Genomic DNA, 26,211 nt, shown 5'->3' on the forward strand with positions numbered 1-26,211 from the left:
ATTCGGGACCTGGTCCCCCTGCTGTTACGCTGATTCGTATGAGTGACCTACTGGAACGGCTGCGCGGACGCGGATGGCGTATGACCGCGCAGCGGCGCGTCGTGGCCGAGGTCCTCGACGGCGATCACGTCCATCTGACGGCCGACGAGGTGCACGCGAGGGCTGTCGTCAAGCTGCCCGAGATCTCCCGGGCGACCGTCTACAACACGCTGGGCGAGCTGGTCTCCCTCGGCGAGGTGCTCGAGGTCGCGACCGACAAGCGCGCCAAGAGGTACGACCCCAACGCCCACCGCCCCCACCACCACCTGGTGTGCGCCCGGTGCGGCGCGATCCGCGACGTCCACCCCGGCGGCAACCCGCTGGCCGACCTCCCCGACACGGAGCGCTTCGGCTTCACGGTGTCGGAGGTCGAGGTGATGTACCGCGGCGTGTGCCCGGACTGCGCGGCGGCATGACAGCGGCAGCCACACCCCTCGCCTGACGCGGCGGCCCCGCGGCGACTCGCTCCCGCGCGACCTGGCCGCACTCGCCGGCTCTGACGGCGCGAACGGAAACACCGAGGCCCCGGAAACACCGAGGGCCGGAACCCTTTCGGATTCCGGCCCTCGGCTTCAGTAGCGGGGACAGGATTTGAACCTGCGACCTCTGGGTTATGAGCCCAGCGAGCTACCGAGCTGCTCCACCCCGCGTCGATGAATGCAACGTTACGTCAAGCATGCGGACAGAAGCAAATCACTTCTCGCGCTCGCGGCGTGGGGCCCACATGCCGCCGCGGACGGCACGCGCGAGCGCACGCGAACCCCGCGACGGCCCGGCCGGACACAGCCAGCCGCTGGCGAAGGCCCGAGACGGACGCACTCTCACCGCTGGTGGCGGCCTCAGGCGGAGGCAGTCCCACTCCCTCCCGGTGGCGAACCGAGGCCGACGCAGCTCTGCCGGGCGATGGCTGCTCAGGCAGACACAGTGTCGACGCCAGCCCGAGGCGGACGCAGCTCTGCCGCCACCGGCCGCCCGAGGCCCGCGCAGCGGCACCCCGCCGCACCGACAAGCGCCCCGCCCTCCGGAACGCCCCCCACACACACCACCGCTCAGGCCGACAGCTCTTCCCGCAGCGCGTCCCGCAGCCGGGCCGCCCGTTCGGACACCTCCGCCGGTCCCAGCGAGACCGCCCGGTCGGCCCACCGCTGCCCCTCCGCGAGCTCCCCACGACGCGCGTAGACGAGGGCCAGCCGCAGCGCCGCCCGCCCGTGCCCCGCGTCGGCGGCACGCGTCCACCACACGGCCGCCTCGGGCTCGCTCCCCTCCCGGGCCAGCAGCAGACCCAGGTTGAACGCCCCGTTCCGCGACCCGGCCTCGGCCGCCGCCCGGTACCACCGGGCCGCCTCCACCACATCGCCGCGGTCGGCCGCGAGCATCCCGACCCGCACCTGCGCCCGCCTGTGCCCCTGGGTGGCCGCCCGCTCGTACCACTCCTCGCACTCGGTCTTCTCGTGCACATGCTCGCCGAGCTCGTGCGCGGACGTCGCGGGGCGCCGGGCGTCCAGCACCGCGGCCAGCCGGTACGCGGCCTCGGCGCTGCCGCCGCCCGCCGCGCACCGCAGATGCCGCTCCGCCTCCCGTTCGTCGCCGTCCCGCAGCCGGGCGATCCCGACCTGGAGCGCGGCTTCCGTGTGCCCGGCCGCCGCCGCCCGCTCGTACCACCGCAGCGCGGCCTCGTCCTCGCGCTCCGTGCCCCGCCCCGCGTACAGGATGCCCAGGTTGAACGCGGCGTCCACGCTCCCGGCCTCCGCCGCCTTGGAGAACCACGGCTCGGCCCCGGTCGTGTCGCCGCCCTGGAGCAGCAGGATCGCCAGCGCGTTCGCGGCCTCCCGGTGCCCGGCGTACGCGGCGCGCCGGTACCACTGCTCGGCCTGCGCGGTCCTCCCCTGCTCCGCGCAGAGCAGCCCGAGGTTGTACGCGCCGTTGTCGTCACCGGCGTCCATCGCGGCCCGGTACCAGCGTTCGGCGGTCTGCGTCTCGCCGCGCTCGGCGTGCAGCGCGCCCAGCGCGTTCGCCGCGTTGCCGTCCCCGTCCTGGGCGGCCCGCAGCCACCACACGGCGGCGCTCTCGGTGTCACCGGCGTCCCGCAGCAGGAAGCCGAGGGCGCAGGCGGCCCGCGCCTCCCCGTCCTTGGCGGACGTCAGGTACCAGCGGCCCGCCTCCCTCAGCTCGCCGCGCCGTTCGAGGATCGCCCCGAGGTGCAGCGCCGCCCGGCGGTGTCCGCGCGCGGCGGCCTGCCGGTACCACTGCTCGGCCTCGGCGTCCACCGGCCCCTCGACACCGTTGTCACCGTCGGCCTCCTCCACGGCTCGCCGGTCCAGCGACCTGGCGAGCCGGTACGCCGCCTCCCGGTGTCCCCGCTCGGCGGCCGCCCGCATCCACTGCGCGGCCCCGGCGTCGGCGCGGTGCTCCAGCAGGTCGGCGAGGGCGTACGCGCCCAGGGCGTGCCCCTGCTCGGCGGACTGGCGCAGCCAGTACTCGGCGGCGGGCTCGTCCCCGCGCTCGCGGTGGTAGCGGCCGAGCGCGTGCGCGGCCGCCGCGGAACCGGCCACCGCGGCGATCCGCCACCAGCCCGCGGCGTCGTCGGCGTACCCGCGCTGATGCAGAAGGACGCCCAGGTTGTTGGCGGCGGCACGGTCGCCGGCGGCGGTGGCGCCCCGCAGATGGGGCTCGGCCGCGTCGAGATCGCCGCGGCGCAGCAGCATGGCCCCGAGGACGCTCATCGCCTCGGCGTCACCGGCTTCCACGGCGAGCCGCAGGCGCGCCTCCTCGGCGGCCTCGCCGGTCTCGTCCCGGTCGGAAGACTGCACAAGGTCCGTCGGCTGCACCAGGCCGGCCCGCTGCTGCACAAGGTCAGCAGACCGTGCAAAATCAGCAGACTGCACAAACCGCCCTGTCTCCAACAGAGTTGCCTTGTCCCCCATAACGTCCATCGTCGCACCACCTGCAACCCGGGTACACCTGGTATACCGCAGTGAGTGAGGTCACTTCAGCGTTTTGTCGACATGCCCACAGAGAGACAAGTCAAACACGGTTCTCCCCAACTCCCCCCGTCGGCGCGGCCGTCCAGAGGGTCGGCACATGCGTTCGCACACCACGAAGGCCCGGATCCTTGGAGGATCCGGGCCTTCGCGTTCAGTAGCGGGGACAGGATTTGAACCTGCGACCTCTGGGTTATGAGCCCAGCGAGCTACCGAGCTGCTCCACCCCGCGCCGTTGTGTCCCAACCGTACCACGGCGCGAGGGGAGCCCTTCACTCAGATGCCGCTCAGCGGCTGCTCAGCGGCACCTAGCCACTGCTCGGACTGCTGCTCGGGCTACCGCTGGGGCTGGCGCTGGGACCACCGCTGGGGCTGCTGCCCGGAGTCGGACTGGCGCCGCTCCCGCCGGCTTTGCCGCCCTCGCTCTGCGCGTCCTCGGCCCGCCGCAGCGCGTCCTCGAGATCCTTCTGCGCCTCGCCGTACGCCTGCCAGTCGCCCTTCTTCAGAGCCTCCTGGCCGGCGTCGAAGGCCTTCTGGGCGTCGTCCAGCGCCTCTTGGACCGTCGGGTTGGACGACGTCGGCGGGTTCTTGGTGCCGTCGTCCGGTGGCGGCGTGGTCGAGCCCTCCGCCCCGAAGACCTTGTCGAGGGCCTCGTCGAGCGTGTCCTCGAAGGCGGTGTTGCCTCCGTAGGTCACCAAGACCTTGCGCAGCAGCGGGTACTTGAGTCCGCCACCGCGCACGTAGACGGGTTCCACGTAGAGCAGGCCCCCGTCGAGCGGCACCGTCAGCAGGTTGCCGTACTCGACATCGGAGTCGCCGCCCTTGAGCAACTTGATCGACTCCGCGATGTCCTGTTCGGAGTTGAACTGGCTCTGCACCTGTTTGGGCCCGTTGACCGTCGTGTTGGTCGGCAGTTTCAGGATTCTGATCTTGCCGTAGTCGGTGGTGCCCGGTTCGGAGTCCACCGCCATGAACGCGCTCAGGTTGTCACGGCCGTTGGGCGTGAACGTCGTCGTCAGGGAGAACGCCTGCGCCGCCTGGTCGGGCATCTTCATGCTCAGGTAGTACGGCGGCACCGCGTCGCCCGACTTGTTCGTCGGCTCGTCCGGCACCTGCCACACCTCGCTGCCGCTGAGGAACGTCTGCGCGTCCTTCACGTGGTAGCGGGTGAGCAGCTCGCGCTGGACCTTGAACAGGTCCTGCGGGTACCGCAGGTGATCCATCAGGGCGTCCGGGATGTCCGTCCTGGCCTTCACCGTGCCCGGGAACGCCTTCATCCAGGTCTTCAGGACCGGGTCCTCGGTGTCCCACTGGTAGAGCTTGACGTCACCGGTGTACGCGTCGACGGTCGCCTTCACCGAGTTGCGGATGTAGTTGACCTGGTTCTGCTGGGCCACCACCGCACGCGAGTTGTTCGTCGCGGTCAGCGAGTCCGCCGTCGTGTCACCGAGGGTCGTACGAGAGGCGTACGGATACCCGTTGGTGGTCGTGTACGCGTCGACGATCCACTGGATCTTGCCGCCCACGACCGCCGGGTAGGCGTCGCCGTCGATGGTCAGCCACGGGGCGACCGCCTCGACGCGCTCCTTGGGCGTGCGGTTGTACAGGATCCGCGAGCCCTCGCCGATGGCACCGGAGTACAGGATCTGCGGCTCGCCGAAGGCCACCGCGTACGCGGCCCGGTTGATCGGGTTGGCGAGGTTGACCCCGCTCTTGCCCCGGTAACTGGTGGTCTTCTCACCGTTGTCGTCGGAGTAGTCGATCTCCTTCTGGGGACCGCCGACGATCGAGTACGTGGTGGTCTTCTCGCCGTAGTAGACCCGCTGCTGATACGTCCCGAGGTCACCGGTGGACGGCAGGTCGGACTCGGTGAAGACCGGGCGGCCCTCCGCGTCGGCCTCCGTGCCCTTGGCGGCGACCACACCGTAGCCGTGGGTGTAGCGGAAGTGGTCGTTGATCCAGTTGTTCTTCGGGATGCCGCCGAGGTTCAGCTCACGCAGACCGAGGACGGTGTCCTGGTCCTTGCCGTCCTTGGAGTAGCGGTCCACATCCAGGTTGGTCGGGAACGCGTAGTAGTTCCTGATCTGCTGGAGCTGCTGGAACGTGGGCGAGACGATGTTCGGGTCCAGGATGCGGATGCTCGCCGTGCCGTCGACGTCGTCCCGCAGCTTGGTCTTGTCCGTGGTGTCGCTCTTGCCCGAGTACTCGGTGACCTGGGTGCCGTCGATGCCGTAGGCCTCGCGCGTCGCCTTGAGGTTCTTCTCGACGTACGGCGCTTCCTTGGCCTGCTCGTTCGGCTGGACCTGGAACTTCTGGACGATCGCCGGGTACAGGCCGCCGATGAGGATCGCGGAGAGCACCATCAGGCCGAAGCCGATCACGGGCAGCTGCCAGGTGCGCCGCCACAGCGTGGCGAAGAACAACAGGGCGCAGATGACGGCGATGCAGAACAGGATCGTCTTCGCCGGCAGATAGGCGTTCGCGTCGACGTACCTGAGGCCCGTCCAGTTGTCGGTCGCCTTGAAGTCGCTGGACTTGACCGCGAGGCCGTACCGGTCGAGCCAGTACGCGACCGCCTTCAGGGCGACGAAGATACCGAGGAGCACCGACAGGTGCCCGGTGGCCGCGGCCGTGGCACGCGCGCCCGGGCTGGTGATGCGCAGTCCGCCGTACAGGTAGTGGGTGAGCGCGGCGGCGATCAGGGACAGGATCGCGGCGGCGAAGCCGAAGCCGAGCAGGAACCGGTACCAGGGCAGATCGAAGGCGTAGAAGGAGACGTCGAGGTGGAACTGCGAGTCCTTCTGGTGGAAGGGCACGCCGTTGACCCACATCAGCCAGGTCCGCCACTGGCTCGACGCGGACGCGCCCGCGATGAGGCCGACCAGGGCGGTGATGCCGAACAGCAGCCACTTCTTGTAGGGCGCGATGCCCATCCGGTAACGGTCCAGGCTCTGCTGTTCCATCGACATGGCGCTCAGCGGCGGGCGCAGCCGGTGGGCGAGCCAGATGTTGAAGCCGACCGCGAGGGCCATCAGCAGGCCGAAGACGGAGAAGAGCCCGATCTTGGTCCACAGCGTCGTCGTGAACACGGACGAGTAGTTCACCGACCGGTACCAGAGCCAGTCCGTCCAGAAGCCCGCGAACATGGTGAACGCCATACCGAGAACGGCAAGGACGCCCAGCGTCATGAGCAGGGTCCGGACGCGCCGGGACGGGCGGCCCACTCTGATCCGCGGCCCTGTCGGGCCTCCGCCGCGGTCCGGCATCTGGAAAGCCAAGGTGCGCACCTCGAAGTTCGCTGTCGAAACGTCAGGTCCGCATTGTTGCGGGCCCTCCCCGGGGCCTGGTGATCGCAGGCCCACACCTATGCAACTTACTCACGCTTTACTCGGTTCCCGATTCCGGCGGGGAACGAGGCAGGATTGTGACCATGTCCAACACTCCCATGGCAGCGAGCCCGCTCACCCGGGCCGTACTCGAGATCGACGAGTACGCCTCCGGCCTCGGCTGGGACCAGCCCGCCCGCCTCTTCGCCCTCGTCGACACCGCACGACTGCGGACCCAGGAACCCTCACTCGCGGCCCAGCTCGGCCTGAGTGAGGAACAGGAGACCACCGGTCTCACCCCGATCGAGCAGGACGAGATTCCAACGGACAAGGCGCTCGACGAGTTCCTGGCCACGATCGCCTGGCCGGACGCGGTGGTCGGCTGCGCGCTCACCGTCGAGCGGCTGATGCTCCCGCCGTCCGCCGAGGCGCAGGTCCCGCAGGGCCTGAGCGAGGCGAAGCTGGCCACGTGGGTGGCCGAGCACCCGGAGCGTCAGGAGGTCCGCATGACGGTCGCGGTCCTGCGCGACGGCACCCGCGATTCGGCCCTGCGGCTGCGCGAGAAGGACTCCCCGACGGAGGTCCTCACGGGCGCGGACCTGGTCCCGGGTCTGGCGGAGGCACTGACGGCGACGTTCGAGGACTGAGGTTCCGGCGTACGGCACTGGGGGCGCCCTCCGCTTCGGGGGCGCCCCCAGCCGTGCGCGGCATGCGGTGTGTCAGCCCTTGGTGGTGCACTTCGGCAGGTCGGCGGTGTCGCCGGAACGAATGTCCTTGAGGGCGTCGAGCGCGTCGGCGATGGTCCTCACCTTGACCAGGCGCAGTCCCGAGGGGGTGTCCTCGGCGGCGGCCGCGCAGTTGTCGGCGGGCGTCAGGAAGTACTGGGCACCCTTGTCGCGGGCGCCGACGGTCTTCATCTCGATGCCGCCGATGGGCCCGACCGTGCCCTCGTCGTCGATGGTCCCGGTGCCGGCGACGAACGTGCCGCCGGTGAGGCTGCCCGGAGTGAGCTTGTCGTAGATGCCCAGCGCGAACATCAGACCGGCGCTCGGTCCGCCGACGTCGGCGAGCTTGATGTCGATGCTGAACGGGAACGTGTGATCGGTCCCGGCGGAGATCCCGACGATGGCCCGCTTCTCGCCCTGGTCGTCGGACGCCCTGGTGGTGATCGTGACCTTCTCGGTCGTGGTCGCCGTCCGGTTCGCCTTCTCGGCGGCGGCCTGCTCCTTCGCGGGCACGATCGTGAAGACGACGTCGTCGCCGGGCTTGTGCTTGGTCACCAGCTTCGCGACGTCGGTTGGCTCCTTGACCGTCGTGCCGTCGACGGCCTTGATCACGTCACCGGCGTGCAGTTGGCCCTCGGCCGGGGAATCCTTGACGACCGTCGAGACGATCACCCACGCCTTCACCGGGACGCCGAGTTCCTTCAGGGCGGCGACCTTGGCGCTCTCCTGGGACTGGCTGAACTCCTCGGCGTTCTCCTGGGTGGACTGCTCCTCGGTCTTGCCGTCCGGGTAGAGCGTGTCGTGCGGCACGATCTTGTTGTCGTGCGCCAGCCACCCGTAGACGGCCTCGACGAGGTTCATCCGGTAGTCGGCGCTGGTGACCCGCACGGTGGTCATGTTCAGGTTGCCGCTGGTCGGATACGTCTTGTGCCCGGAGATCTGGAGCACCGGTTCGCCGCCGTGCTCGCCGAGGGTGTTCACCGTGGGCCCCGGGGACATCTCCGAGTACGGCACGGGGATGAACACTCCCGCACACAGGAGCGCGATCAGCATCAGGGTGGAGGCGAGCATCGTCGCGGTGCGGCGTGGCATGACTCGACATTACGGGACGCCTCTGTCAGCGCACCGTCAGGGCCACCCCGTCAGGTGCCGGTGTGTGTCTTCTCCATCGCCGCACAAAAGCGGGCATAACCGTCCAGCTCGGGACCGTCGCCACGCGTCTTTCTCGTCCGATTGGCCCAACTGCCCCACAGACCGGCGCCGACGGCAGCCGCGAACGGAATCAGCAGCCAGACGAGAACCCCCATGCCGACCTCCCAACCCCATGTGAGCAACCGCAACTGACTGATCAGCAGATTAACCATCCGCACTGACAACGCTCACGCCCGGGGTGGGGTTACGCAACCGGAAGAGGGACATGGCGTTCAGCAGGCGCCGACCCACTCCTCGGTGCCGTCGGAGAACCTCTGGTGCTTCCAGATGGGCACCTCGTGCTTGAGGTCGTCGATCAGCTTGCGGCAGGCGCTGAACGCCTCGCCGCGGTGCGGGCAGGACACGGCCACGACGACGGCGAGGTCCCCGATCCCGAGGTCGCCGACGCGGTGCACCGCGGCCAGCGCCCGCACCGGGTACTCGGCGACGACCTTCTCCGCGATCCGCCGCATCTCCGCCTCGGCACTGGGATGGCACGAGTAGCCGAGCCCCTCGACGTCCGTGCCGCCGTCGTGGTCGCGCACCGTGCCCACGAACAGCGCCGTCCCCCCGGCGGCGTCGTCCCCCACGGCCCGGAAGACCTCGTCCACGGAGAGCGCGCTGTCGCGGACGGCGATCAGCCTGATGGGGTCCTGCGCCGCCTGCTCACCGGGGTGACCGTTCGTGGATGCCATGCCCCCATCGTGCCGCACGCCGGGGACCACACGGAATACCGCTTTCACCCGGCACTCGCGGGTACGCGTTCGGACGCTCCTCCAGGACGTCCTCGACGACACCCACGACGACACTCCCGCGCGGACGCGCCCTCTCGGGCCCTCCCCGCGCTCGGATCATCGGATATCGGACCATCGGCTCCTCGGACCGTCAGATCCGCCGCCGGGCCTTGCGCGCCCGCCGCACGACGGCCGCGGCACCGAGCAGCGCCACCGTCGCGCCCGCCGCGCCCGCGGCGGTCGCGTCCTTGCGCCCCAGCCGCCGCCCGGCGACCGTGTGTCTGCCGGCGACCTCCTCCAGGAGCTCCGCGAGCACCTCCTCGTTGGTCCACCGCGGCCGCCAGCCCGCGTCGTGCAGCCGACTCCCGCTCACCACCCAGGGGTACATCGTGTACGCCAGGTCCCCCGCCGGGGACGGCGTGAGCCCGATCCGGTGCAGCCGGGCCGCCGCGCCGAGCGCGACCGCCGACGGCAGCTCCATGCGCCGGATCCCGCTCAGCTCCTCGACCTCCTCCTGCTCCAGCCATCCGTCGCAGCCGACGGTGAGTTCCCCGTCGACCTTCTCCAGGACGGCGTACTCGAGCGCGCTGCACAGATCCTCGACGTGGCAGAACTGCCACGCGGGCCGCGACCCGGCGACGACGAGGAGTCGAGGCGACTCGAAGTACCTGGTCAGCGCGGTGTCCGTCTCGCCGACGAGTACGGCGGGCCGCACCACGGTGACGTTGAGCCCCGGATGCGCCCGCGGAGCTCGCCGCGCGAGCCGTTCGATCTCCAGCAGGTCCCCGACGCCCGTGGCCTCGGCGGTCGCGCGCAGCTCCGCGTCCTCCGACAGGGGCAGCTCGTTGTCCGGCAGCGCCCCGTAGACCATCGCGGACGTGCACAGCACCACGCGGTGCACTCCGGCGGCCGCGGCCGCGGTCAGCACGGTCTGTGTCCCCCGGACGTTGTAAGCCGTACGTGCGGCCGTATCGCTGCCCAGGTCCAGGTCGAGCGCCAGGTGCACCACCGCGTCCGCGCCCCGCAGCTTGTCCGCGATGGCCGGATCGCGGACATCGAGGATGTGCCACTGGGCTTGCTCGCACTCCCCCCGCCGCTCGTCGATGGCGATGACCTGCCTGACCTCGTCCGATGCGGCGAGCCGCTCGGTGAGCAGCGCGCCCACCCCGGACGCGGCGCCGGTGACCGCGACGACGGGGCCGCGGGCAGGGGCCGGGGTTGAGCGGTTTCGCGCTGCGCGAACCTGCGGATCTGGGGAACTCACCAGGTGTCTCCAGCGGTTGTCTTCGTACGAGCGCGAGTGACGCGTACGTACCAGGTGGCATCCATCCTGCCGCAGGCCCCCGGTCGGCGAAGCACCGAGGCCCGATCGACCCGTGGTGTCTAGGCTGGGTGGTGTTGTCGGGCAGTCGTGCCGCCGGAAAGAAACGGTGGCCTTATCAGCCGAGGATTCCCGTGAGTGACACCCCATTCGGATTCGGCCTTCCGCCGGAGGAGCCGGAGAACGGCGACGAGGGCAAGAAGAAGGACCAGGAGAGCGGTGGTGGTCAGGGACCGGCCAACCCGTTCGGTTTCGGACCCGGAGGCCTTGGCGGCCCCGGCGCGGACAATCCGCTCGCTGCCATGTTCGGTTCCCTGAACCCCAACGATCTGGGCGCCGCGTTCCAGCAGCTGGGCCAGATGCTCTCGTACGAGGGCGGCCCGGTGAACTGGGACATGGCCAAGCAGATCGCCCGTCAGACGGTCGCCCAGGGCACCTCTGACGGCACCAAGGACGCGAGCGTCGGTCCCGCCGAGCGGACCGCGGTCCAGGAGGCCGTCCGTCTGGCCGACCTGTGGCTGGACGACGCGACCTCCCTGCCGTCCGGCGCCGGCACCGCGATCGCCTGGTCGCGCGCGGAGTGGGTCGAGGCGACCCTGCCCGCGTGGAAGGAGCTCGTCGACCCGGTGGCCGAGCGTGTCGGCACCGCCATGGGCGATGTCCTGCCGGAGGAGATGCAGGCCATGGCCGGCCCGCTGATCGGCATGATGCGCTCGATGGGCGGTGCCATGTTCGGTACGCAGATCGGGCAGGCCGTCGGCGTGCTCGCGGGCGAGGTCGTCGGTTCGACCGACATCGGCCTGCCGCTGGGCCCGGCGGGCAAGGCCGCGCTGCTGCCGATGAACATCGAGTCGTTCGGCAAGGACCTGGGCGTGCCGAAGGACGAGGTCCGGCTGTACCTGGCCCTGCGCGAGGCCGCCCACCAGCGCCTGTTCGCGCACGTGCCGTGGCTGCGCTCGCACCTGTTCGGCGCGGTCGACGGATACGCGCGCGGGATCAAGGTCGACACCGCCAAGCTGGAGGACGTGGTCGGCCAGTTCGACCCGCAGAACCCGGAGCAGCTTCAGGACGCCCTTCAGCAGGGCATGTTCCAGCCGGAGGACACGCCGCAGCAGAAGGCGGCCCTGGCCCGGCTGGAGACGGCTCTGGCACTGGTCGAGGGCTGGGTGGACGCGGTGGTCCACGCGGCCGCGAAGCCCCGTCTGTCGTCGGCCGACGCGCTGCGCGAGACCCTGCGCCGGCGGCGCGCCACGGGCGGTCCGGCCGAGCAGACGTTCGCCACCCTGATCGGTCTGGAGCTGCGCCCGCGCCGTCTGCGCGACGCGTCCCGGCTGTGGGCGTCCCTCACGGACGCGCGCGGCGTCGACGGCCGGGACGCTCTGTGGGCCCACCCGGACATGCTGCCGACGGCGACCGACCTGGACGACCCGGACGGTTTCGTGCACCGCGAGCAGCTGGACTTCTCCGAGCTGGACAAGATGCTGGGCGAGGCGGCGAGCGGCGGCTCCGGCGCGAAGCCGGATCTGAAGAAGGACGAGACCGGGAACGACGACGACACCAAGGGCGACGGCACCGAGTGAGCCTGTACGACGACGTGGTCCTCGTGCTGAAGGGTCACGAGGGCCAGGAAGAGCTGCGCCAGGACTACCTGGACCATCTGGCGTCCCACCCGGACGGTCTGTGGAAGGCCTGCCACTCCGGACACATCACCGCGAGCGCCCTGGTGATCGACCCCGAGCACGGTCGGGTGCTGCTGACCCTGCACAGGAAGCTGCGGATGTGGCTCCAGATGGGCGGCCACTGCGAGCCCGGCGACGTCACTCTGGAGGCGGCGGCGCTGCGCGAGGCGACCGAGGAGTCCGGCATCGCGGGTCTGACGGTGCTGGCGGGCGGCCCCGTGCGGCTGGACCGGCACGCGATCCCGCCACCGTGCCACTGCCACTTCGACGTCCAGTACGCGGTCGTGGCCCCGTCGGACGCACGGCACGCGATCAGCGACGAGTCGCTCGACGTGCGCTGGTTCGCCTACGACGAGGTGGCGGACGTGGCCGACGACTCCGTCGTACGGCTGCTGGAGGCGACCCGCGCCCGGCTGTGAACGCACGGAGGGGTGACCGTCCGCGCGATCACCCCTCGTTCACCAGTGCGGTCGGCTAGCTCCAGACGTTGCCCTGGTTCTGGCCCCGCGCCCCGTGCTGGCCCATGCCGAACTGCGCGGCGACGCCCTGCCCGATCTGAGCGTTCTGCGGCGGCAGCAGCTCACTCGGCTGGACGAGCGCGAAGCCGCTGCCCATGAAGCTGAGCTCCCAGCCCTCGCCGGTGCTGCCCCGGCGCCGCCACACCCCGGAGGAGTGCGTCTGGGCCTGCATCTGCACGCGCAGACCGGTGGACCAGGCGACGATCGCGTCGGCGTCGCAGTTGACGTACTTGTCGGGCGTGACCTGCATCATCAGCGGCGCGCCCGAGGTCATCAGCGCGACCTTGCCGCGGCCGGTGATGTTGAGCTGGTACTTCCCCGAGCCGGAGATGCCGTACAGGCTGTCGACGGCGATGACCTCGTGGTGCAGCGACGAGTCCATGGCGAGCACGTAGCTGCTGTCGACGGTCAGACCGTCCTGCTCCACCTCGACGACGTGGATGTGCTGGGCGAGGTTGGCGAAGAACACCGTGCCCTGCCCATGGCAGCGCATCAGGTCCAGGCCCTCACCGGTGTGCGCACGCGTGCGTGACTGGTTGTTGCTCCGGTACTCCGCGTCGAACTCGACGAGGCCCTGATAGGCGACCATGGTGCCCTTGCGGGCCAGGATGTCGTCGTGGCCCTCCATGACGACGCGCAGCATCTGCTTGTTCTGGAGGCTCCAGCGTTCCTGGGTCTGCTGGTCGTTATGGGCGAAAAGCGGGCTCTGCATGATGACTCTGGCTCCCCCTCAGCCCCGGAACCGCAGGCGGTCGGTGCTGTCCTCGCTGGGCTGGACGACGACGATTCCCTGGCCGGAGAAGGCCATCTGGTACGCCTCGCCGCTGCCCCGGCCGATCAGTGACTGCGCCTTGAAGCTGCGCTTGCCCTTCACCTTCAGGTTCGGGGACCAGGCGACGAGCGCGTCCGGGTCGACGTACGTCTCGTCCTCGCCGCCGCCGCAGTCGACGACGATCGGCTTGCCCCGGGAGGTCAGCGCGACCCAGCCCTGCCCGGAGATCTTGGTGTTCCACAGGCCCTGCCCGGCGAACTTCGCCAGTCCCTTGACCCGCTCGACGCCCCACGTCAGATGGGCGTCGAAGGCCAGCAGGTTGGTGGCGTTGACGGAGATGCCGTCGCCGTTGAGGTTGATCACGACGACGTCCGCGCCGTAGTCGGCGAGGTAGAGCAGTCCGTCGCCGGAGGCCTTCATCAGGGGCGCGCCCTCGCCGGTGACCCAGTCACGGGCGATCTGGCGCACGGCCGGCGGATTGGGCTCGTACTGGACGAAGCCTTCGTAGGCGACCATCGACCCCACGCGCGCGAGGAGGTCGTTCCCGGTCTGCATGGCGACCTTCAGCATGTGGTTGCCGTGGTTCTCCATGCGGGCCGTGACGGGTGCGGGGGCGTAGCCCGCGAGCGGCTGGTTCATGACGGGCTCCCTCAGACCTCGTACGGCTGGACGACGATGAAGTTGCCGGGAGCGCCCCGGAACTGGAGGTTGACGCTCTCCCCGGTGTCGCCCGGGTAGGCGTTGCGCCGCATCCGGACCTGGCTGGAGACGATCACCTGGGAGGCCGCCGACCAGGCGACCACCGCGTTGCAGTCGGCGAACGTGGTCGGGGTGACCGGCAGCACGACGGGCGTGCCGTGGGTCTTCACGACGATGGTGCCGGTGCCCTGGAACTGCATCGTGAACAGGGCGCCTCCGGGAATGCCGTGTCCCTCGACCCGGCGGACCTCGTACTGGAGGGTCTCGTCGAAGGCGAGGACGTTCTCGGCGGAGACACAGATCGCGTCGCCCTGGAGTTCGATCGGGTGGAGATGGGTCGAGCTGTCGGCGAGGAAGACCTGCCCCTGGCCGGTGCAGCGCATCAGCTGCATCTCCTGGCCGGTCGCGTTGCCGACGATCCGGCCGGCGAACCCGGCGCCCTTGTAACTGAAGTCGACCTTGCCCTGGTAGAGCACCATGCTGCCCTGGCGCGCCAGCACGGGCTGGCCGCCGATGCCGAGGTCGACGCGGATGAGTTTCTTGTTCTGCTGCGTCCAGCGCTGTCCGGTGGGTGTCTCCTTGAACCGCTGGAGCGCGGCGGTCACACCGGCACCGCCCTGGGGCGCGCCCTGCGGCACTCCGTAGGACGCGGTCTGCTGGCCGGGCACCTGTCCGAACGGCGGTTGCTGGCCGTAGCCCGGAGGCGGAGCCGGCTGGCCGTAGCCGGGAGGCGCGGGCGGCTGAGCGTAGCCCGGCGGCGGAGTCGGAGCCTGGGGCTGCGGGTAGCCGGAGGGCGTCGGAGCGCTCGGGGCCTGCTGGCCGTACGACGGCTGCGGCGGCCTGCCGTAGGGGGCGGGCGCGGGCGCCGGGGGCGGTACGGTGCCGCCTGGCGGGGTCAGGGGCGCGATGATGGTCGGCGCGGCATGCACCGAGGGGGCGGGCGCCGGGGGCGGCGAGGTGGCACCGGGAGGGGGCGCGAAGCCCTGCGCGACCGGCTGCTGCGGCGCGGGAGCCGGAGCGGCGGGAGCTCCGAACGCGGGCGGAGCGAAGCCCGGAGCGGCACCGGCCTGCGGCTGCTGCGGGGCGGCGGGCGCCTCCTCCTCGGCGACCTCGCCGCCGAAGTTCTTCAGCAGCGCGTCGAGCCCGCCGTCGAAGCCCTGCCCGACGGCGGCGAACCGCCACACGTCCTTCAGGTAGAAGTCGCCGAGCATCACGGCACGTTCGGTGGTGAACTCGGAGCCGTCGAAGGAGTACCGGGCCACCTCCTCGCCACCGGCGACGATACGAATGTATCCGGGGCCGACCTGCGACATCTGCCCGGCGCCGTCGAGCGTCGCCGTGAAGGACAGCTTCTGGATCTGTGGCGGGATCCGGTCGAGCGTGACCCGGAAGGACTCCGTGTCGCCCGCCTGGGCGCCCAGGAGCTGAACGGCCTCCTCGGGGGACTTCGGCTGGTTGAAGAAGATGAAGTACCGGTCGTCCGAGAGCCGCTCGTCGGCGTCGAGGCCGAAGCAGCTGATGTCGAAGCCCAGTCCGGAGCCGGCGATCTGCACGCCTACGTACAGATCGGTGCCCGCCGTGAGGTCACTGATCTTGGCCTTGTGGCCGCGTTGGAATTCCCTGGCCATGCGTAACGACCGTCCCCCATCCCGAATGCGAGTGCGTCGCGCCAGGCTAACGGCAAATTCGGACACCGGAGGAAGTCGGTACAGTCCCGGTACACAACACGCGCTCGGCGCGAGCGGGGATTGCGGCCCCGAACGCGGTCAGTCGGCGCGCCCACCGGGCGCGTGGGGCAGTCGGTCGGCGGCGACCACGCCCTCCAGATAGCCCCGGGCCCGTTCGGTGCGCGGGTAGTCCTCCAGCAGCCGCCAGAACCGGGGCCCGTGTCCGGGAACGAGCAGGTGGGCCAGCTCGTGCAGGAGCACGTAGTCGACGACGTACTCGGGCATGCCCTGCAAGCGGTGCGACAGCCGGATACTGCCCTCGGCCGGTGTGCACGAGCCCCAGCGCGTGTTCTGGTTGGTGACCCAGCGCACCGAGGCGGGCCGGGCGCGGCCGTCGAAGTACTGGGCAGACAGCCGTTCGGCGCGCTCGGCCAGCTCGGTGTCACCGAGCACCCGCTTGCTCTCCTGGGCCGCCAGCTTGTCGAGCATGACCGTCACCCAGCGCTGTTCCTCCGCCTCGGACATCCGGGCGGGGATGAGCACGACGGTGCGATCGCCCTCGCGGTACGCCGAGACCGTCCTGCGTCGTCGGGCACTCCTGCGCACCTCGATCGCGCTCGCCACCGAGCCGCTCGGCGGCTGGCTCATCGTGCTGCGCTGTGGAGTTCCGGCGCGGTGCAGTGGGTCGGCGGGCACGCCCCGACGTTACCCGCTGCACACGGGGGAAGTCCCGAGTCCGGGACGGTTCGGTTGTGATCCCCCACCATGCGTTTGATTTGTACGACGGATATCCCCTGCCTGTGGATAACTTTCCGCGCCTCGGAGCGGGTCCGGGCATGCTGGCTCTCGTCGGCGGGGCATGCACCGATCCCCACCGGCAAAGGGGGCGTACTGTCACGTTCTGTGACTTCCCTCACGCCCTCAGGGCACTGTTCTCTCGGCTACGGGGGCCTGTCATGCATCCGATCGTGAAGCCCGCGCTGCGGCGCGGCTGGCGTGACCTCAACACCGTGCAGTTCGGGATGACCCCGGCGCACGCGATGACGCTCGGCCCGCTGGACACGGCGACGGGCAGCTTTCTCGATCTGCTCAACGGCACACGCGGCCTGGCCCTCCTGCGCGAGGAGGGCCACCGCATGGACCTGCCCGACGGGCATGTCGACACGCTGGTGGAGCGACTGGCCCGCGCCGGACTCCTCGACGACGCGACAGGGGGCGGCCCACCCGCCGACACCCTGCGGGGCAGGAAAGAGGTCCTCGACCGGCTGCGCCCGGATCTGGCCTCCCTGTCCCTGACGACCTCCGAACCGGGCGAGGCGATCGGCCGACTGGCCGCCCGCCGCTCCCTGCGGGTCCAGGTCAGGGGCGCCGGCCGGGTCGGCGCCGTCCTGGCCGGACTGCTCTCCGGCGCGGGCGTCGGTGAGGTCGACGTGCGCGACGGCGGCCGCGTCGAGCCCTGGGATGTGGCGCCGGGCGGGCTCGCCGCCGAGGCGGTCGGGGAGCGCCGGGACGAAGCGGCTCGCCGCGCCGCACGCCGGATGGCACCCGGCCGCCCGCCGCGCCGCACCGCCGGGCCACCCGAGGACACCGGCGACCCCGGATACACCCTGGTGATCCTCGCGCCCCGGGACGACGTCGACGTGCACGCGCCCGTGCCCTCCGCCGCCGAACCCCTCATCGCCTCCGGCACACCCCATCTGTACGCCGGGGTGGTGGAGGCGACCGGTGTCGTCGGCCCCCTGGTCCTGCCCGGCGAGACGGCCTGCGCCGGCTGCCTGCACGAGGAGCGCAGCGAGCGTGATCCGCACTGGCCGCGCCTGGTCGCCCAGTGGCGCTCCGGGAGGTCCCGGCAGGTCCGCGCCTGCGACCTGACCTTGGCCACGACCGTCGCCGGGCTGGCCGCGGCCCACGCGCTCGCTTTCCTGGACGGCCGGCTCCCCTCGACCGCGGGCGCACGCTGGGAGGTCTCGTTGCCCGGCCTCCAATGGCACGCCCGGCCGATCTGGGCCCACGGCGCATGCCCGTGCCGGGCCGCGGAGAAAGGTAAGGGGGAACACACCTCCAAGGACGGGCGCTCGCACGAGACAATGCAAGAGCTACGGTCGTCAACGGAGTTATGCCGTACGGCAGGCGCTGCGCGACCGGCTGGGACTTGGAGGGCGCATGTCTGATCTTCCCCGCAAGGCGGTCACCCGGACCGCCAAGCTCGCCGCGCTCCCGCTCGGCTTCGCCGGGCGGGCCACCTGGGGACTCGGGAAGCGCATCGTGGGCGAGTCCGCCGAGATCGTCGGCCGCGAACTGCAGCAGCGCACGGCGGAGCAGCTGTTCAAGGTCCTCGGCGAGCTCAAGGGCGGGGCGATGAAATTCGGGCAGGCCCTGTCCGTCTTCGAGTCGGCGCTGCCCGAGGAGGTCGCCGGGCCCTACCGGGCCGCGCTGACCAAGCTTCAGGAGGCCGCGCCGCCGATGCCGACCCGGACCGTGCACACGGTCCTGCGGGAGCGGCTCGGCGAGGACTGGCCCGATCTGTTCGCGGAGTTCGAGGACAAGCCGTCCGCGGCGGCCTCGATCGGCCAGGTGCACCGGGCGGTGTGGCGCGACGGCCGCGAGGTCGCGGTCAAGGTGCAGTACCCCGGAGCGGGCGAGGCCCTGCTCTCCGATCTGACCCAACTCAGCCGCTTCGCCCGCCTGTTGGGGCCCCTGATTCCCGGCATGGACATCAAGCCCCTGATCACCGAGCTCCGCGACCGTGTCTCCGAGGAGCTGGACTACGGACTGGAGGCGCAGGCCCAGCAGGCGCACGCGGAGGAGTTCGCGGGCGACCCTGACGTGGTGGTGCCGTCGGTGGTCCACCAGTGCGACCAGGTTCTGATCACCGAGTGGATCGACGGAGTCCCGCTGTCCGAGGTGATCGCCGACGGTACGCGGGCCCAGCGCGACCGCGCCGGCCAACTGCTGGCCCGTTTCCTCTTCTCCGGTCCGGCCCGCACCGGCCTGCTGCACGCCGACCCGCACCCGGGCAACTTCCGTCTGCTGCCCGGCGGTCCGGGCGGCGAGGACGACTGGCGCCTGGGCGTCCTGGACTTCGGCACGGTCGACCGCCTCCCCGGAGGACTGCCGACGCCCATCGGCGACTCGCTCCGGATGACTCTCGACGGCCAGGCCGAGGCCGTCTACGAACTGCTGTGCGCGGAGGGGTTCGTCAAGGACTCCATAGAGCTGGACCCCGACGCCGTCCTCGACTACCTCCTGCCGATCATCGAGCCGGCCAGGGTCGAGGAGTTCACCTTCACCCGCGGTTGGATGCGCGGCCAGGCGGCCCGTGTCGCCGACCCCCGGTCCCCCGCCTACCAGCTCGGCAAGCGGCTGAACCTCCCGCCGGCCTACCTCCTGATCCACCGGGTGACCCTCAGCACGATCGGCGTCCTGTGCCAGCTGGGCTCGACGGTGCGCCTGCGGCAGGAGCTGGAGGAGTGGCTCCCGGGTTTCATGCCGGAGCTGGAGGAGGTGCGGGAGGCGGTCGCGGAGGCCTGAGCGGCACACCCGTCACCACCAGGCCGAGTCCAGCCGCCCCTCGATCGCCCTGAGGTGGTCGCGGGAGCAGGTGTCGCAGAAGTACCGGCGGCTGCCGTGCTCCACGGAACAGGTCCACGTGGGCGGCGCTCCGTCGGCCGGTCTGCCACAGCGCGCGCACCCGAGGGGGCGTGGCGCCGTCGCGGGGCCGCCGTTGTCGCCCGCCTTGTCACTGCCTCCGGGAAGACTCGTCACCCGGTGACGATAGCGCCGGACCCGGTGGATGCCCGCTCACCACGCACCGCGGGGGCCGGTCCGTTCGCACGGACCGGCCCCCGCGGGGAACCATCGCCTCCCGGGATCGGGAGGCCGGCACTTCAGATGGATGCCGTTACTGCATGACGGCCATGGCGAGCGCCCGGCGGGCGCGCAGCGAGGCGCGCTCGGCCCGGCGCTGCATCCGACGAGCGGTCACCAGGCGCATGGCCCGGCGTTCCCGCTCAGCCTCGTGCAGCCGGTCGTGCATATGCGCACGAGCCAAGGCTTCTGGAATGAGTTGCATCTCTCGGGTCCTGTTCTGACGCGAGTCGTTCGCGCCACTGGTGGTGAAGTCTGGAGTCGCGGAGCCGGTGGGCTCGCTGGTGGACGGCTTCATCGGGGCCTGCTTCTTGGGGTCGTTCGTGAGGGGGCGATCGATCGTTCCTGCGATGTTCATGCCGTGACCGGGTTCTTGCGCGGGCGGCCACGCGGCCGCTTCCGGGCGACGACGACACCCTGGACGAACAGCTCGCCACCCCAGACACCCCAGGGCTCACGCCGCTCCTTGGCACCGGCGAGGCAGGCCTCGACCAGCGGGCAGGTACGGCAGAGGGACTTGGCGTATTCGACGTCCGCCGGCGACTCGGCGAAGAAGACCTCCGGGTCGTAGGACCGGCAGGGGACGGGAACGCCGAGGTTCTCGATGGCGTCGTCGAGCGCGGTGAGCGCGGTGAGCGGGGTCAAGGTGGAGTCCTCCGTGAGGCCGGGCTTGGGGATCGCGTCGGAAGGCGGTACGGACGGGGCGTGCGCTTCGAGTTGCACGGTTGGTTTTCCTCGTCTGGTCGGTCCGGTCCGGTGGGACCGGCTGTCGGCTTTGGTACCGGGTTCTTTTCTTGTCCCGAGGCCCCTTCGCACCGTCGCCCCCGTTCGGGGACAAACAGAAGGGCCGCGGATCCCGGGTGGGGTTCCGCGGCCCTGAAGGCGCCGGCCTGATCGACGATCAGGCTGGATCACTCCAGGGTTCTGGCCCACGGAAGGCCCACATCAGGTGGTGGTGCGTCGTCTGCTTCCGGAATCCGGCACCGGTCGCGGTAAAGGCATAGGCCTTGGCCTTGGCCTGTTCCACTACTGCTGCTTCCAGTGCCTGAGTCGGTCGCTCATTGCGCTCACGGATGGGAAGACCCGCGAGAGACAGGGAGGACGAGGACGCCGGGCGGGCGGCGGAAATGCCGGACAGACCGGTGCCGAGGTTCGAGACGCCGAGCATGCACAGAGAGACGACCGCGGGATCGGTCATTTTCACGGTGCTGGCGGAGCTGGTGTAGATGCTGATCACTGGAATCGCCTCCTCTCGGCGTCTTGGGGGACCGGGGGTGAGCCCAGTCCGACGGATATGTAAGTACAGCACGGATTCGGGGCCTTCGAGAAGGCCTCCGTCCCCGTGCCTAAGAACCTATGGGGATCCCTGGGGCATGCGCAAACTATTTTTTCGACGAGTTCGCATCAGTCACCGTCGGCGGCCGCGTCGGGCTCGCGGCCTGCGCAGATGGCCAGGACGTCGGCCCCGTAGCGGTTGAGCTTGCGCGTCCCGACGCCCGGGATCCGCGCCAGGTCGCCCGGCTCGTCGGGAGCGGCCTCGGCGATCGCCATCAGGGTCTTGTCGGTGAAGACGCAGAACGCGGGCTGTCCGCTGTTGCCCGCCTGCACCGCACGCCACTCGCGCAGCCGCTCGTAGAGTCCCTCATCCATGTCCGAGGGACAGTCCTCACAGCGCATCAGTTTCATCTCGCCGGCGTCGGTCAGGGTCCGCCCGCAGACCCGGCAGCGCGCCGGGGTGCGCTGGGTGCGACGCGGGACGGCGGTCTGTCCCCCGATGGTGAAGCCGCGTTCGATGCCGCCCGCGCCGCCCGAGCCGGTACGTCCGGCGGTGGCGACCGAGCCGGGACGCAGCCCGTCCAGGAAGCGGCTGGGGCGGCGGCTGGCGCGGCCGCCCGGCGAGCGGGACAGCGCCCAGGAGACGTGCAGGTGCTCGCGGGCGCGGGTGACGCCGACGTAGAGCAGCCGGCGCTCCTCCTCGATCTGTTCGTCGGTTCTGGCGTAGGTGATCGGCATCATGCCCTCGGCGACGCCGACCAGGAAGACGACATCCCACTCGAGGCCCTTGGCCGAGTGCAGCGAGGCGAGGGTGACGCCTTGGACCGTGGGGGCGTGCTGGGTGTTCGCGCGCTCGTCGAGTTCGGCGACGAGGTCGCCGAGGCTGGCGCCCGGTTTGGCCGCGGCGAAGTCCTGGGCGAGGTTCACCAGGGCGGCGAGCGACTCCCAGCGCTCCCTGACGGCGCCGGAGCCGGCCGGGGGCCGAGGGCTCCAGCCCTCGCCCGACAGCACGGCACGCACCTGCGAGGGCAGGTCCACGGCGTCGTCCAGGAGGGAGTCGTTGCCGCCGAAGCGGGCGGCGCCGCGCAGGGCGATGCCCGCCTTGCGGACCTCGGGACGGTCGAAGAACCGCTCGGCGCCACGCAGCTGGTAGGGCACGCCGGCGTCGGCGAGGGCCTGTTCGTACGTCTCCGACTGGGAGTTCGTACGGAACAGGACGGCGATCTCGCCCGCCGGGACGCCGGCGGCGACGAGGTCGCGGATGCGGCGGGCGGCGCCCTCGGCCTCGGCGGGCTCGTCGGTGTACTCGGTGTAGAGGGGTTCCGGGCCCGGGGCGCGTTGCGAGATCAGTTCGAGGCGGTGGTCGGCGGCACGGCCACGGGCCTGGGCGAGCAGGCCGTTGGCGAGATGGACGACCTGGGGTGTGGAGCGGTAGTCGCGCACCAGTTTCACGACGGTGGCGCCGGGGTGACGGATGCGGAAGTCCAGGAGGTGGTCGGGGGTCGCCCCGGTGAAGGAGTAGATCGTCTGGCTGGCGTCGCCGACCACGCAGAGGCTGTCCCGGTCGCCGAGCCACAGCTCCAGCAGCCGCTGCTGGAGGGGGCTGACGTCCTGGTACTCGTCGACGACGAAGTGCTGGTACTGGCTGCGGACCTGCTCGGCGACATCGCGCCGGTCCTGGAGGACGGCGACGGTCAGCAGCAGGACGTCCTCGAAGTCGATGACGGACCGGTCGCGCTTGAGGTCCTCGTAGGCGGCGTAGAGCTGGGCGATCTCGGCCGGGTCGCGGGGGGCCTCACGGCCGGCCTTGGCCGCCGCGGCGGCGTAGTCGGCGGGGACGGTCTGGGTGACCTTGGACCACTCGATCTCGGCGGTGGTGTCCCGCAGCTCGCCCCGGTCGAGACGGATCCGGCAGGCGGCGGCCGCCTCGGCGACGAGCTGGACCTTGCGGTCGACGATCCGGGGCATGGAGCCACCGATCGCTTTCGGCCAGAAGTACTGGAGCTGACGCAGGGCGGCGGAGTGGAAGGTGCGGGCCTGGACCCCGGCGGCACCGAGGAGGCGCAGTCGGCCGCGCATCTCTCCGGCGGCCCGGTTGGTGAAGGTGACGGCGAGCACGCTGGAGGGCTGGAGGATGCCCGCGCGCACCCCGAAGGCGATGCGATGGGTGATGGCCCGGGTCTTGCCCGTGCCCGCACCGGCCAGTACGCACACCGGACCGTGCAGGGCGGTGGCCACCTCGCGCTGCTCGGGGTCGAGCCCTTCGAGCACCGCGTCGGCCGAGTCCGGTACCCGCGGGAAGAGCGTGGAGTGCGTTGCTGCTGTCACACAGCCATGCTGCCAGGTCGCCCGGGACGGGTGAGCCGGTTGTCCACAGGAAGGCACTCGCGGTCGTACTAATGCGGCAGGCGTCACGCCGATGCGGCAGACGTCACGTGCCGCGGGCCGCCGGGCGGGAATGGCGGCCCTTTCACGTACGTTCACCCCCTGCGACACCCGTCCCCCGAACGCGAAGGAGCACGAGAGACATGCCGGGCACTGTGACGATGTACAGCACCACGTGGTGCGGTTACTGCACGCGACTGAAGGGCCAGATGGACCGCGCGGGCATCACGTACAACGAGATCAACATCGAGCACGACCCGGACTCCGCCGCGTTCGTGGAGAAGGCGAATGGCGGAAACCAGACGGTGCCGACCGTACTGTTCCCGGACGGTTCGACTCTCACGAACCCGTCGCTGGCGCAGGTGAAGCAGAAGATCGGCGCGTAGTCGCTCCACCGCTGTCGGAGGGGCGGTCCCTGAGATGTCTCAGGGACCGCCCCTCTTCTGTTCCGTCCCGCTCCCGCTCTGTCCCTCTTCTGCGCTGTCCCTCTTCCGTTCCGTCCTGTGCCGCGCCGTTGTGCTCCGGCTCACGCGAAGGTGCGCGTCGGCAGCGGCTTTCCGTACCAGAGCTCGATGAGACGGGCCGCGATCGAGATGCCGTACGGGGGCAGTACCTCGCCGGACTCGAAGGCGGCGGTCAGTTCGTCGCGGGAGAACCAGCGGGCCTCGTGGATCTCGTCACCGTCTACCTCGATCTCCGTCGACGTGGCGTGCGCCATGAAGCCGAGCATGAGGCTGGAGGGGAAGGGCCAGGGCTGGCTGGCCACGTACTCGACCTGGCCGACGGTGATGCCGGCCTCCTCCTGGACCTCGCGGCGTACGGACTGCTCGATGGACTCCCCGGGCTCCACGAAGCCGGCCAGCGTCGAGAAGCGGCCCTCGGGCCAGTGGACCTGGCGGCCGAGAAGGATGCGGTCGTCCTCGTCGGTGACCGCCATGATCACGGCGGGGTCGGTGCGTGGGTAGTGCTCGGCGCCGCAGGCCGGGCAGCGGCGGATGTGGCCGGCCGCGGCGATCATCGTGCGCTCGCCGCAGCGGGAGCAGAACCGGTGCAGGCGCTGCCAGTTCTCCAGGGCGACCGCGTGCACCATCAGGCCCGTGTCACGGGGTGAGAGCAGCAGGCCCGCCTCCCGCAGGCCCGCGGGCCGCGCGGACTGGTCGATCCGGCCGGGCAGGGCGTCCTTCTGGAGGGCGAAGTAGCTGACGCCGTCCTCGTCGGTGCCCAGGAAATAGCGGTGCGCCTCGGTCAGCGGGGCCTCGAAGGAGGGCGTCATGACGAGTTCGGTCCGGCCGTCGGACGTCTCGTCGATGAGGACCTGGCCGCCGGAGACCACGAAGCAGCGGGTCGTGGGGTGGCTCCATGCCGCCGCCAGCCACGCCTCGTCGAGGCGGTGGTGAGCGGCGCGGTCGATGCCGCTGGGCGCGGTGAGCGAGATGGGTCGGTCGGCGGTGTGGTCGGTCCAGGTGGTCACAGGTGCTTCCATCTCCCCCGGTGGAACGGTTCGTTTCGGCGGGTGGTTCAGCGGGACGTACGGCGAGAGGCGACCGGGTACGGCGGGGTCTTTCGCTACGGGGCGGTCCTTCCAGTGTGCCCCGCGCGCGGGGCCGTTCCGGACGGTGTGCGGTGGTCAGGGGGCACGGCGCCAGTTCTCGGCGAGGTCGCTCCAGAGATAGGCACTGGTCTCGACGCCCTTGAGGAGCAGATCGAGCTCGACCTTCTCGTTCGGGGCGTGCCAGCCGTCGGACGGGACGGAGATGCCCAGGAACAGCACGGGGGCGCCGAGGACGTCCTGAAGGTCGGCGGCCGGTCCTGAGCCGCCCTCGCGGGTGAAGCGGACGGGCTTGTCGAAGGCACGGCCCATGGCGCGCGCCACGGACCGCAGGGCCGGGTGGTCCAGCGGGGTCAGACACGGGCGCGTGGCCGCGCCGAACGTGATCTCGTGCCGGAGACCGGCCGGGACCCGCTCGGCGACCCAGCCGCGGACGGCCTTCTCGATGTGGTCCGGGTCCTGGCCCGCGACCAGCCGGAACGAGAGCTTCACCAGCGCGGAGGACGGGATGATCGTCTTGCTGCCCGCGCCCTGGTAGCCGCCGCCGATGCCGTTGACCTCGGCGGTGGGGCGGGCCCAGATGCGTTCCAGCGTGGTGTGCCCCGCCTCGCCGTGCAGGGCGTGCGACCTGGCGGTGCTCAGCCACTGCTGCTCGTCGAAGGGCAGCTCGGCGAAGAGCTCCCGCTCGCGGTCGGTGAGTTCGACGATGCCGTCGTAGAAGCCGGGGACCGCCACGCGTGCGTGCTCGTCGTGCAGGGCGGCGACCAGGCGGGCGACAGCGGTGGCCGGGTTGGGCACGGCGCCGCCGAAGGAGCCCGAGTGGATGTCCTGGTCGGGTCCGTGCAACTGGATCTCGCACTCGGCGAGGCCGCGCATGCCGGTGCACACGGTGGGGGTGTCCTCGGCCCACATGCCGGTGTCGGAGACGATCACGGCGTCGGCGGCGAGCCGGTCCGCGTGTTCCTCCACGAGGGCACGGAAGTGCGGCGACCCGGACTCCTCCTCGCCCTCGATGAGCAGCTTGAGGTGGACGGCCGGGCTGGTGCGGCCGGTGGCCGCGAGGTGGGCACGGACACCGAGTGTGTGGAAGAACACCTGGCCCTTGTCGTCGGCAGCCCCGCGCGCGTAGAGCCGGTCGTCGCGTACGACGGGCTCGAAGGGGTCGCTGTCCCAGCCGTCCTCGCGGGCGGCGGGCTGCACGTCGTGGTGACCGTAGACGAGGACGGTCGGTGCCTCGGGATCCTCGGAGGGCCACTCGGCGTAGACGGCCGGGGCGCCCGGCGTCTCCCAGACCTCGGCGGTCGGGAAGCCGGTCTCCTGGAGCTTGGCGGCGAGCCAGTCGGCACTGCGCCGTACATCGGGTGCGTGGTCCGGCTGAGCCGACACGGACGGGATGCGCAGCCATTCGGCGAGTGAGTCGAGGAAGGCTGCGCGGTGGTGCTCGATGTACGTGCGGACGGCGCTGTCCGGGGTCTGGCTCATG

At 70.9% G+C, this 26,211-nt stretch carries 24 protein-coding genes and 2 tRNA genes; 7 read left to right on the forward strand and 19 right to left on the reverse strand.

Annotation, left to right across the window (positions count from 1 at the left end; genetic code table 11):
- Window positions 1-38 precede the first annotated feature (38 nt).
- The gene (locus ACWCQK_RS21680) at window positions 39-455 is read left to right on the forward strand and encodes a Fur family transcriptional regulator (protein WP_451157176.1); all 417 of its coding nucleotides are present in this window, start codon (window positions 39-41) and stop codon (window positions 453-455) included.
- A 160-nt stretch (window positions 456-615) separates the two neighbouring features.
- Here ACWCQK_RS21680 and ACWCQK_RS21685 read toward each other — a convergent pair.
- The 4 genes from ACWCQK_RS21685 to ACWCQK_RS21700 all read right to left on the reverse strand — a co-directional run bounded on the left by ACWCQK_RS21685 (window position 616) and on the right by ACWCQK_RS21700 (window position 6,286).
- A tRNA-Met gene (locus tag ACWCQK_RS21685) sits at window positions 616-689 on the reverse strand.
- A gap of 399 nt (window positions 690-1,088) precedes the next feature.
- Entirely contained in the window at window positions 1,089-2,972 is a 1,884-nt protein-coding gene (locus ACWCQK_RS21690; RefSeq protein WP_451157178.1) for a sel1 repeat family protein, read from the reverse strand.
- 206 nt (window positions 2,973-3,178) lie between these two features.
- Window positions 3,179-3,252: transfer RNA gene (locus ACWCQK_RS21695), tRNA-Met, on the reverse strand.
- 76 nt (window positions 3,253-3,328) lie between these two features.
- A complete protein-coding gene (locus ACWCQK_RS21700) occupies window positions 3,329-6,286 on the reverse strand; it encodes a UPF0182 family membrane protein (RefSeq protein WP_451157370.1) in 2,958 nt (985 codons plus the stop codon).
- 164 nt (window positions 6,287-6,450) lie between these two features.
- On the opposite strand from ACWCQK_RS21700, the gene ACWCQK_RS21705 reads away from it, so the two are divergent.
- Window positions 6,451-6,993: a PPA1309 family protein gene (locus ACWCQK_RS21705; protein WP_451157180.1), complete on the forward strand. Its 543-nt coding sequence runs from the start codon at window positions 6,451-6,453 to the stop codon at window positions 6,991-6,993.
- A 72-nt stretch (window positions 6,994-7,065) separates the two neighbouring features.
- Here the strand turns inward: ACWCQK_RS21705 and ACWCQK_RS21710 are convergent, their stop codons facing one another.
- The 4 genes from ACWCQK_RS21710 to ACWCQK_RS21725 form a co-directional block, all read right to left on the reverse strand.
- The gene (locus ACWCQK_RS21710; protein WP_451157182.1) at window positions 7,066-8,163 is read right to left on the reverse strand and encodes a YlbL family protein; all 1,098 of its coding nucleotides are present in this window, start codon (window positions 8,161-8,163) and stop codon (window positions 7,066-7,068) included.
- 50 nt (window positions 8,164-8,213) lie between these two features.
- Complete coding sequence (locus ACWCQK_RS21715) at window positions 8,214-8,435, reverse strand: hypothetical protein (protein ID WP_451157377.1); 222 nt, start codon at window positions 8,433-8,435, stop codon at window positions 8,214-8,216.
- 60 nt (window positions 8,436-8,495) lie between these two features.
- Window positions 8,496-8,957 carry a molybdenum cofactor biosynthesis protein MoaE gene (locus ACWCQK_RS21720; protein WP_451157184.1) on the reverse strand — a complete coding sequence of 154 codons (462 nt, stop codon included), beginning with the start codon at window positions 8,955-8,957 and terminating at the stop codon, window positions 8,496-8,498.
- A gap of 190 nt (window positions 8,958-9,147) precedes the next feature.
- Window positions 9,148-10,260 carry an SDR family oxidoreductase gene (locus tag ACWCQK_RS21725; RefSeq protein ID WP_451157186.1) on the reverse strand — a complete coding sequence of 371 codons (1,113 nt, stop codon included), beginning with the start codon at window positions 10,258-10,260 and terminating at the stop codon, window positions 9,148-9,150.
- 191 nt (window positions 10,261-10,451) lie between these two features.
- Between ACWCQK_RS21725 and ACWCQK_RS21730 the strand changes: the two genes are divergently transcribed.
- Both ACWCQK_RS21730 and ACWCQK_RS21735 read left to right on the forward strand, forming a co-directional pair.
- Complete coding sequence (locus tag ACWCQK_RS21730; RefSeq protein WP_451157188.1) at window positions 10,452-11,897, forward strand: zinc-dependent metalloprotease; 1,446 nt, start codon at window positions 10,452-10,454, stop codon at window positions 11,895-11,897.
- The gene (locus ACWCQK_RS21735; protein WP_451157189.1) at window positions 11,894-12,415 is read left to right on the forward strand and encodes an NUDIX hydrolase; all 522 of its coding nucleotides are present in this window, start codon (window positions 11,894-11,896) and stop codon (window positions 12,413-12,415) included. The genes ACWCQK_RS21730 and ACWCQK_RS21735 overlap by 4 nt, the downstream gene beginning before the upstream one ends.
- 55 nt (window positions 12,416-12,470) lie before the next feature.
- Here the strand turns inward: ACWCQK_RS21735 and ACWCQK_RS21740 are convergent, their stop codons facing one another.
- The 4 genes from ACWCQK_RS21740 to ACWCQK_RS21755 all read right to left on the reverse strand — a co-directional run bounded on the left by ACWCQK_RS21740 (window position 12,471) and on the right by ACWCQK_RS21755 (window position 16,348).
- Window positions 12,471-13,226 carry an AIM24 family protein gene (locus ACWCQK_RS21740; protein WP_451157191.1) on the reverse strand — a complete coding sequence of 252 codons (756 nt, stop codon included), beginning with the start codon at window positions 13,224-13,226 and terminating at the stop codon, window positions 12,471-12,473.
- Between the two features lie 18 nt (window positions 13,227-13,244).
- The gene (locus tag ACWCQK_RS21745; protein WP_451157193.1) at window positions 13,245-13,925 is read right to left on the reverse strand and encodes an AIM24 family protein; all 681 of its coding nucleotides are present in this window, start codon (window positions 13,923-13,925) and stop codon (window positions 13,245-13,247) included.
- Window positions 13,926-13,936: 11 nt separating this feature from the next.
- Window positions 13,937-15,613: a TerD family protein gene (locus tag ACWCQK_RS21750; protein ID WP_451157195.1), complete on the reverse strand. Its 1,677-nt coding sequence runs from the start codon at window positions 15,611-15,613 to the stop codon at window positions 13,937-13,939.
- A gap of 138 nt (window positions 15,614-15,751) precedes the next feature.
- Entirely contained in the window at window positions 15,752-16,348 is a 597-nt protein-coding gene (locus tag ACWCQK_RS21755) for a M48 metallopeptidase family protein (RefSeq protein WP_451157197.1), read from the reverse strand.
- 260 nt (window positions 16,349-16,608) lie between these two features.
- Here ACWCQK_RS21755 and ACWCQK_RS21760 point away from each other — a divergent pair, with 260 nt between their 5' ends.
- Both ACWCQK_RS21760 and ACWCQK_RS21765 read left to right on the forward strand, forming a co-directional pair.
- On the forward strand, window positions 16,609-17,823 hold the full coding sequence (locus tag ACWCQK_RS21760; protein ID WP_451157199.1) for a ThiF family adenylyltransferase: 1,215 nt from the start codon (window positions 16,609-16,611) through the stop codon (window positions 17,821-17,823).
- The gene (locus ACWCQK_RS21765; protein WP_451157201.1) at window positions 17,816-19,183 is read left to right on the forward strand and encodes an ABC1 kinase family protein; all 1,368 of its coding nucleotides are present in this window, start codon (window positions 17,816-17,818) and stop codon (window positions 19,181-19,183) included. The genes ACWCQK_RS21760 and ACWCQK_RS21765 overlap by 8 nt, the downstream gene beginning before the upstream one ends.
- Window positions 19,184-19,195: 12 nt before the next feature.
- Here the strand turns inward: ACWCQK_RS21765 and ACWCQK_RS21770 are convergent, their stop codons facing one another.
- The 5 genes from ACWCQK_RS21770 to ACWCQK_RS21790 form a co-directional block, all read right to left on the reverse strand.
- On the reverse strand, window positions 19,196-19,417 hold the full coding sequence (locus tag ACWCQK_RS21770) for a hypothetical protein (RefSeq protein WP_451157203.1): 222 nt from the start codon (window positions 19,415-19,417) through the stop codon (window positions 19,196-19,198).
- A gap of 136 nt (window positions 19,418-19,553) precedes the next feature.
- The gene (locus ACWCQK_RS21775) at window positions 19,554-19,877 is read right to left on the reverse strand and encodes a hypothetical protein (protein WP_385786101.1); all 324 of its coding nucleotides are present in this window, start codon (window positions 19,875-19,877) and stop codon (window positions 19,554-19,556) included.
- Window positions 19,874-20,242: a WhiB family transcriptional regulator gene (locus ACWCQK_RS21780; RefSeq protein WP_451157206.1), complete on the reverse strand. Its 369-nt coding sequence runs from the start codon at window positions 20,240-20,242 to the stop codon at window positions 19,874-19,876. The genes ACWCQK_RS21775 and ACWCQK_RS21780 overlap by 4 nt, the downstream gene beginning before the upstream one ends.
- A 178-nt stretch (window positions 20,243-20,420) precedes the next feature.
- Window positions 20,421-20,756, reverse strand: a complete 336-nt coding sequence (locus ACWCQK_RS21785; protein WP_451157208.1) for a hypothetical protein — start codon at window positions 20,754-20,756, stop codon at window positions 20,421-20,423.
- Window positions 20,757-20,923: 167 nt separating this feature from the next.
- Complete coding sequence (locus ACWCQK_RS21790) at window positions 20,924-23,122, reverse strand: ATP-dependent DNA helicase UvrD2 (RefSeq protein WP_451157210.1); 2,199 nt, start codon at window positions 23,120-23,122, stop codon at window positions 20,924-20,926.
- Between the two features lie 200 nt (window positions 23,123-23,322).
- On the opposite strand from ACWCQK_RS21790, the gene ACWCQK_RS21795 reads away from it, so the two are divergent.
- A complete protein-coding gene (locus ACWCQK_RS21795; protein WP_451157212.1) occupies window positions 23,323-23,565 on the forward strand; it encodes a mycoredoxin in 243 nt (80 codons plus the stop codon).
- A gap of 140 nt (window positions 23,566-23,705) precedes the next feature.
- Here ACWCQK_RS21795 and nudC read toward each other — a convergent pair whose 3' ends face one another.
- Together nudC and ACWCQK_RS21805 are read right to left on the reverse strand one after the other, a co-directional pair.
- The gene (nudC, locus tag ACWCQK_RS21800) at window positions 23,706-24,662 is read right to left on the reverse strand and encodes an NAD(+) diphosphatase (RefSeq protein WP_451157214.1); all 957 of its coding nucleotides are present in this window, start codon (window positions 24,660-24,662) and stop codon (window positions 23,706-23,708) included.
- A 144-nt stretch (window positions 24,663-24,806) separates the two neighbouring features.
- Window positions 24,807-26,210 (reverse strand): dipeptidase, encoded by a 1,404-nt coding sequence (locus ACWCQK_RS21805; protein ID WP_451157216.1) that lies wholly within the window; start codon window positions 26,208-26,210, stop codon window positions 24,807-24,809.
- Window position 26,211 lies beyond the last annotated feature (1 nt).

Source organism: Streptomyces sp. NPDC002306, from assembly GCF_053593435.1.

Bases quoted from the DNA above. Each gene is read 5' to 3' on its own strand.
- ACWCQK_RS21745 (WP_451157193.1), bottom strand. From the start codon at position 13,925: ATGAACCAGCCGCTCGCGGGCTACGCCCCCGCACCCGTCACGGCCCGC.
- ACWCQK_RS21805 (WP_451157216.1), bottom strand. From the start codon at position 26,210: ATGAGCCAGACCCCGGACAGCGCCGTCCGCACGTACATCGAGCACCAC.
- nudC (WP_451157214.1), bottom strand. From the start codon at position 24,662: ATGGAAGCACCTGTGACCACCTGGACCGACCACACCGCCGACCGACCC.
- ACWCQK_RS21705 (WP_451157180.1), top strand. From the start codon at position 6,451: ATGTCCAACACTCCCATGGCAGCGAGCCCGCTCACCCGGGCCGTACTC.
- ACWCQK_RS21765 (WP_451157201.1), top strand. From the start codon at position 17,816: ATGTCTGATCTTCCCCGCAAGGCGGTCACCCGGACCGCCAAGCTCGCC.
- ACWCQK_RS21775 (WP_385786101.1), bottom strand. From the start codon at position 19,877: ATGAACATCGCAGGAACGATCGATCGCCCCCTCACGAACGACCCCAAG.
- ACWCQK_RS21720 (WP_451157184.1), bottom strand. From the start codon at position 8,957: ATGGCATCCACGAACGGTCACCCCGGTGAGCAGGCGGCGCAGGACCCC.
- ACWCQK_RS21715 (WP_451157377.1), bottom strand. From the start codon at position 8,435: ATGGTTAATCTGCTGATCAGTCAGTTGCGGTTGCTCACATGGGGTTGG.
- ACWCQK_RS21690 (WP_451157178.1), bottom strand. From the start codon at position 2,972: ATGGACGTTATGGGGGACAAGGCAACTCTGTTGGAGACAGGGCGGTTT.
- ACWCQK_RS21795 (WP_451157212.1), top strand. From the start codon at position 23,323: ATGCCGGGCACTGTGACGATGTACAGCACCACGTGGTGCGGTTACTGC.
- ACWCQK_RS21740 (WP_451157191.1), bottom strand. From the start codon at position 13,226: ATGCAGAGCCCGCTTTTCGCCCATAACGACCAGCAGACCCAGGAACGC.
- ACWCQK_RS21710 (WP_451157182.1), bottom strand. From the start codon at position 8,163: ATGCCACGCCGCACCGCGACGATGCTCGCCTCCACCCTGATGCTGATC.
- ACWCQK_RS21700 (WP_451157370.1), bottom strand. From the start codon at position 6,286: ATGCCGGACCGCGGCGGAGGCCCGACAGGGCCGCGGATCAGAGTGGGC.
- ACWCQK_RS21750 (WP_451157195.1), bottom strand. From the start codon at position 15,613: ATGGCCAGGGAATTCCAACGCGGCCACAAGGCCAAGATCAGTGACCTC.
- ACWCQK_RS21760 (WP_451157199.1), top strand. From the start codon at position 16,609: ATGCATCCGATCGTGAAGCCCGCGCTGCGGCGCGGCTGGCGTGACCTC.
- ACWCQK_RS21680 (WP_451157176.1), top strand. From the start codon at position 39: ATGAGTGACCTACTGGAACGGCTGCGCGGACGCGGATGGCGTATGACC.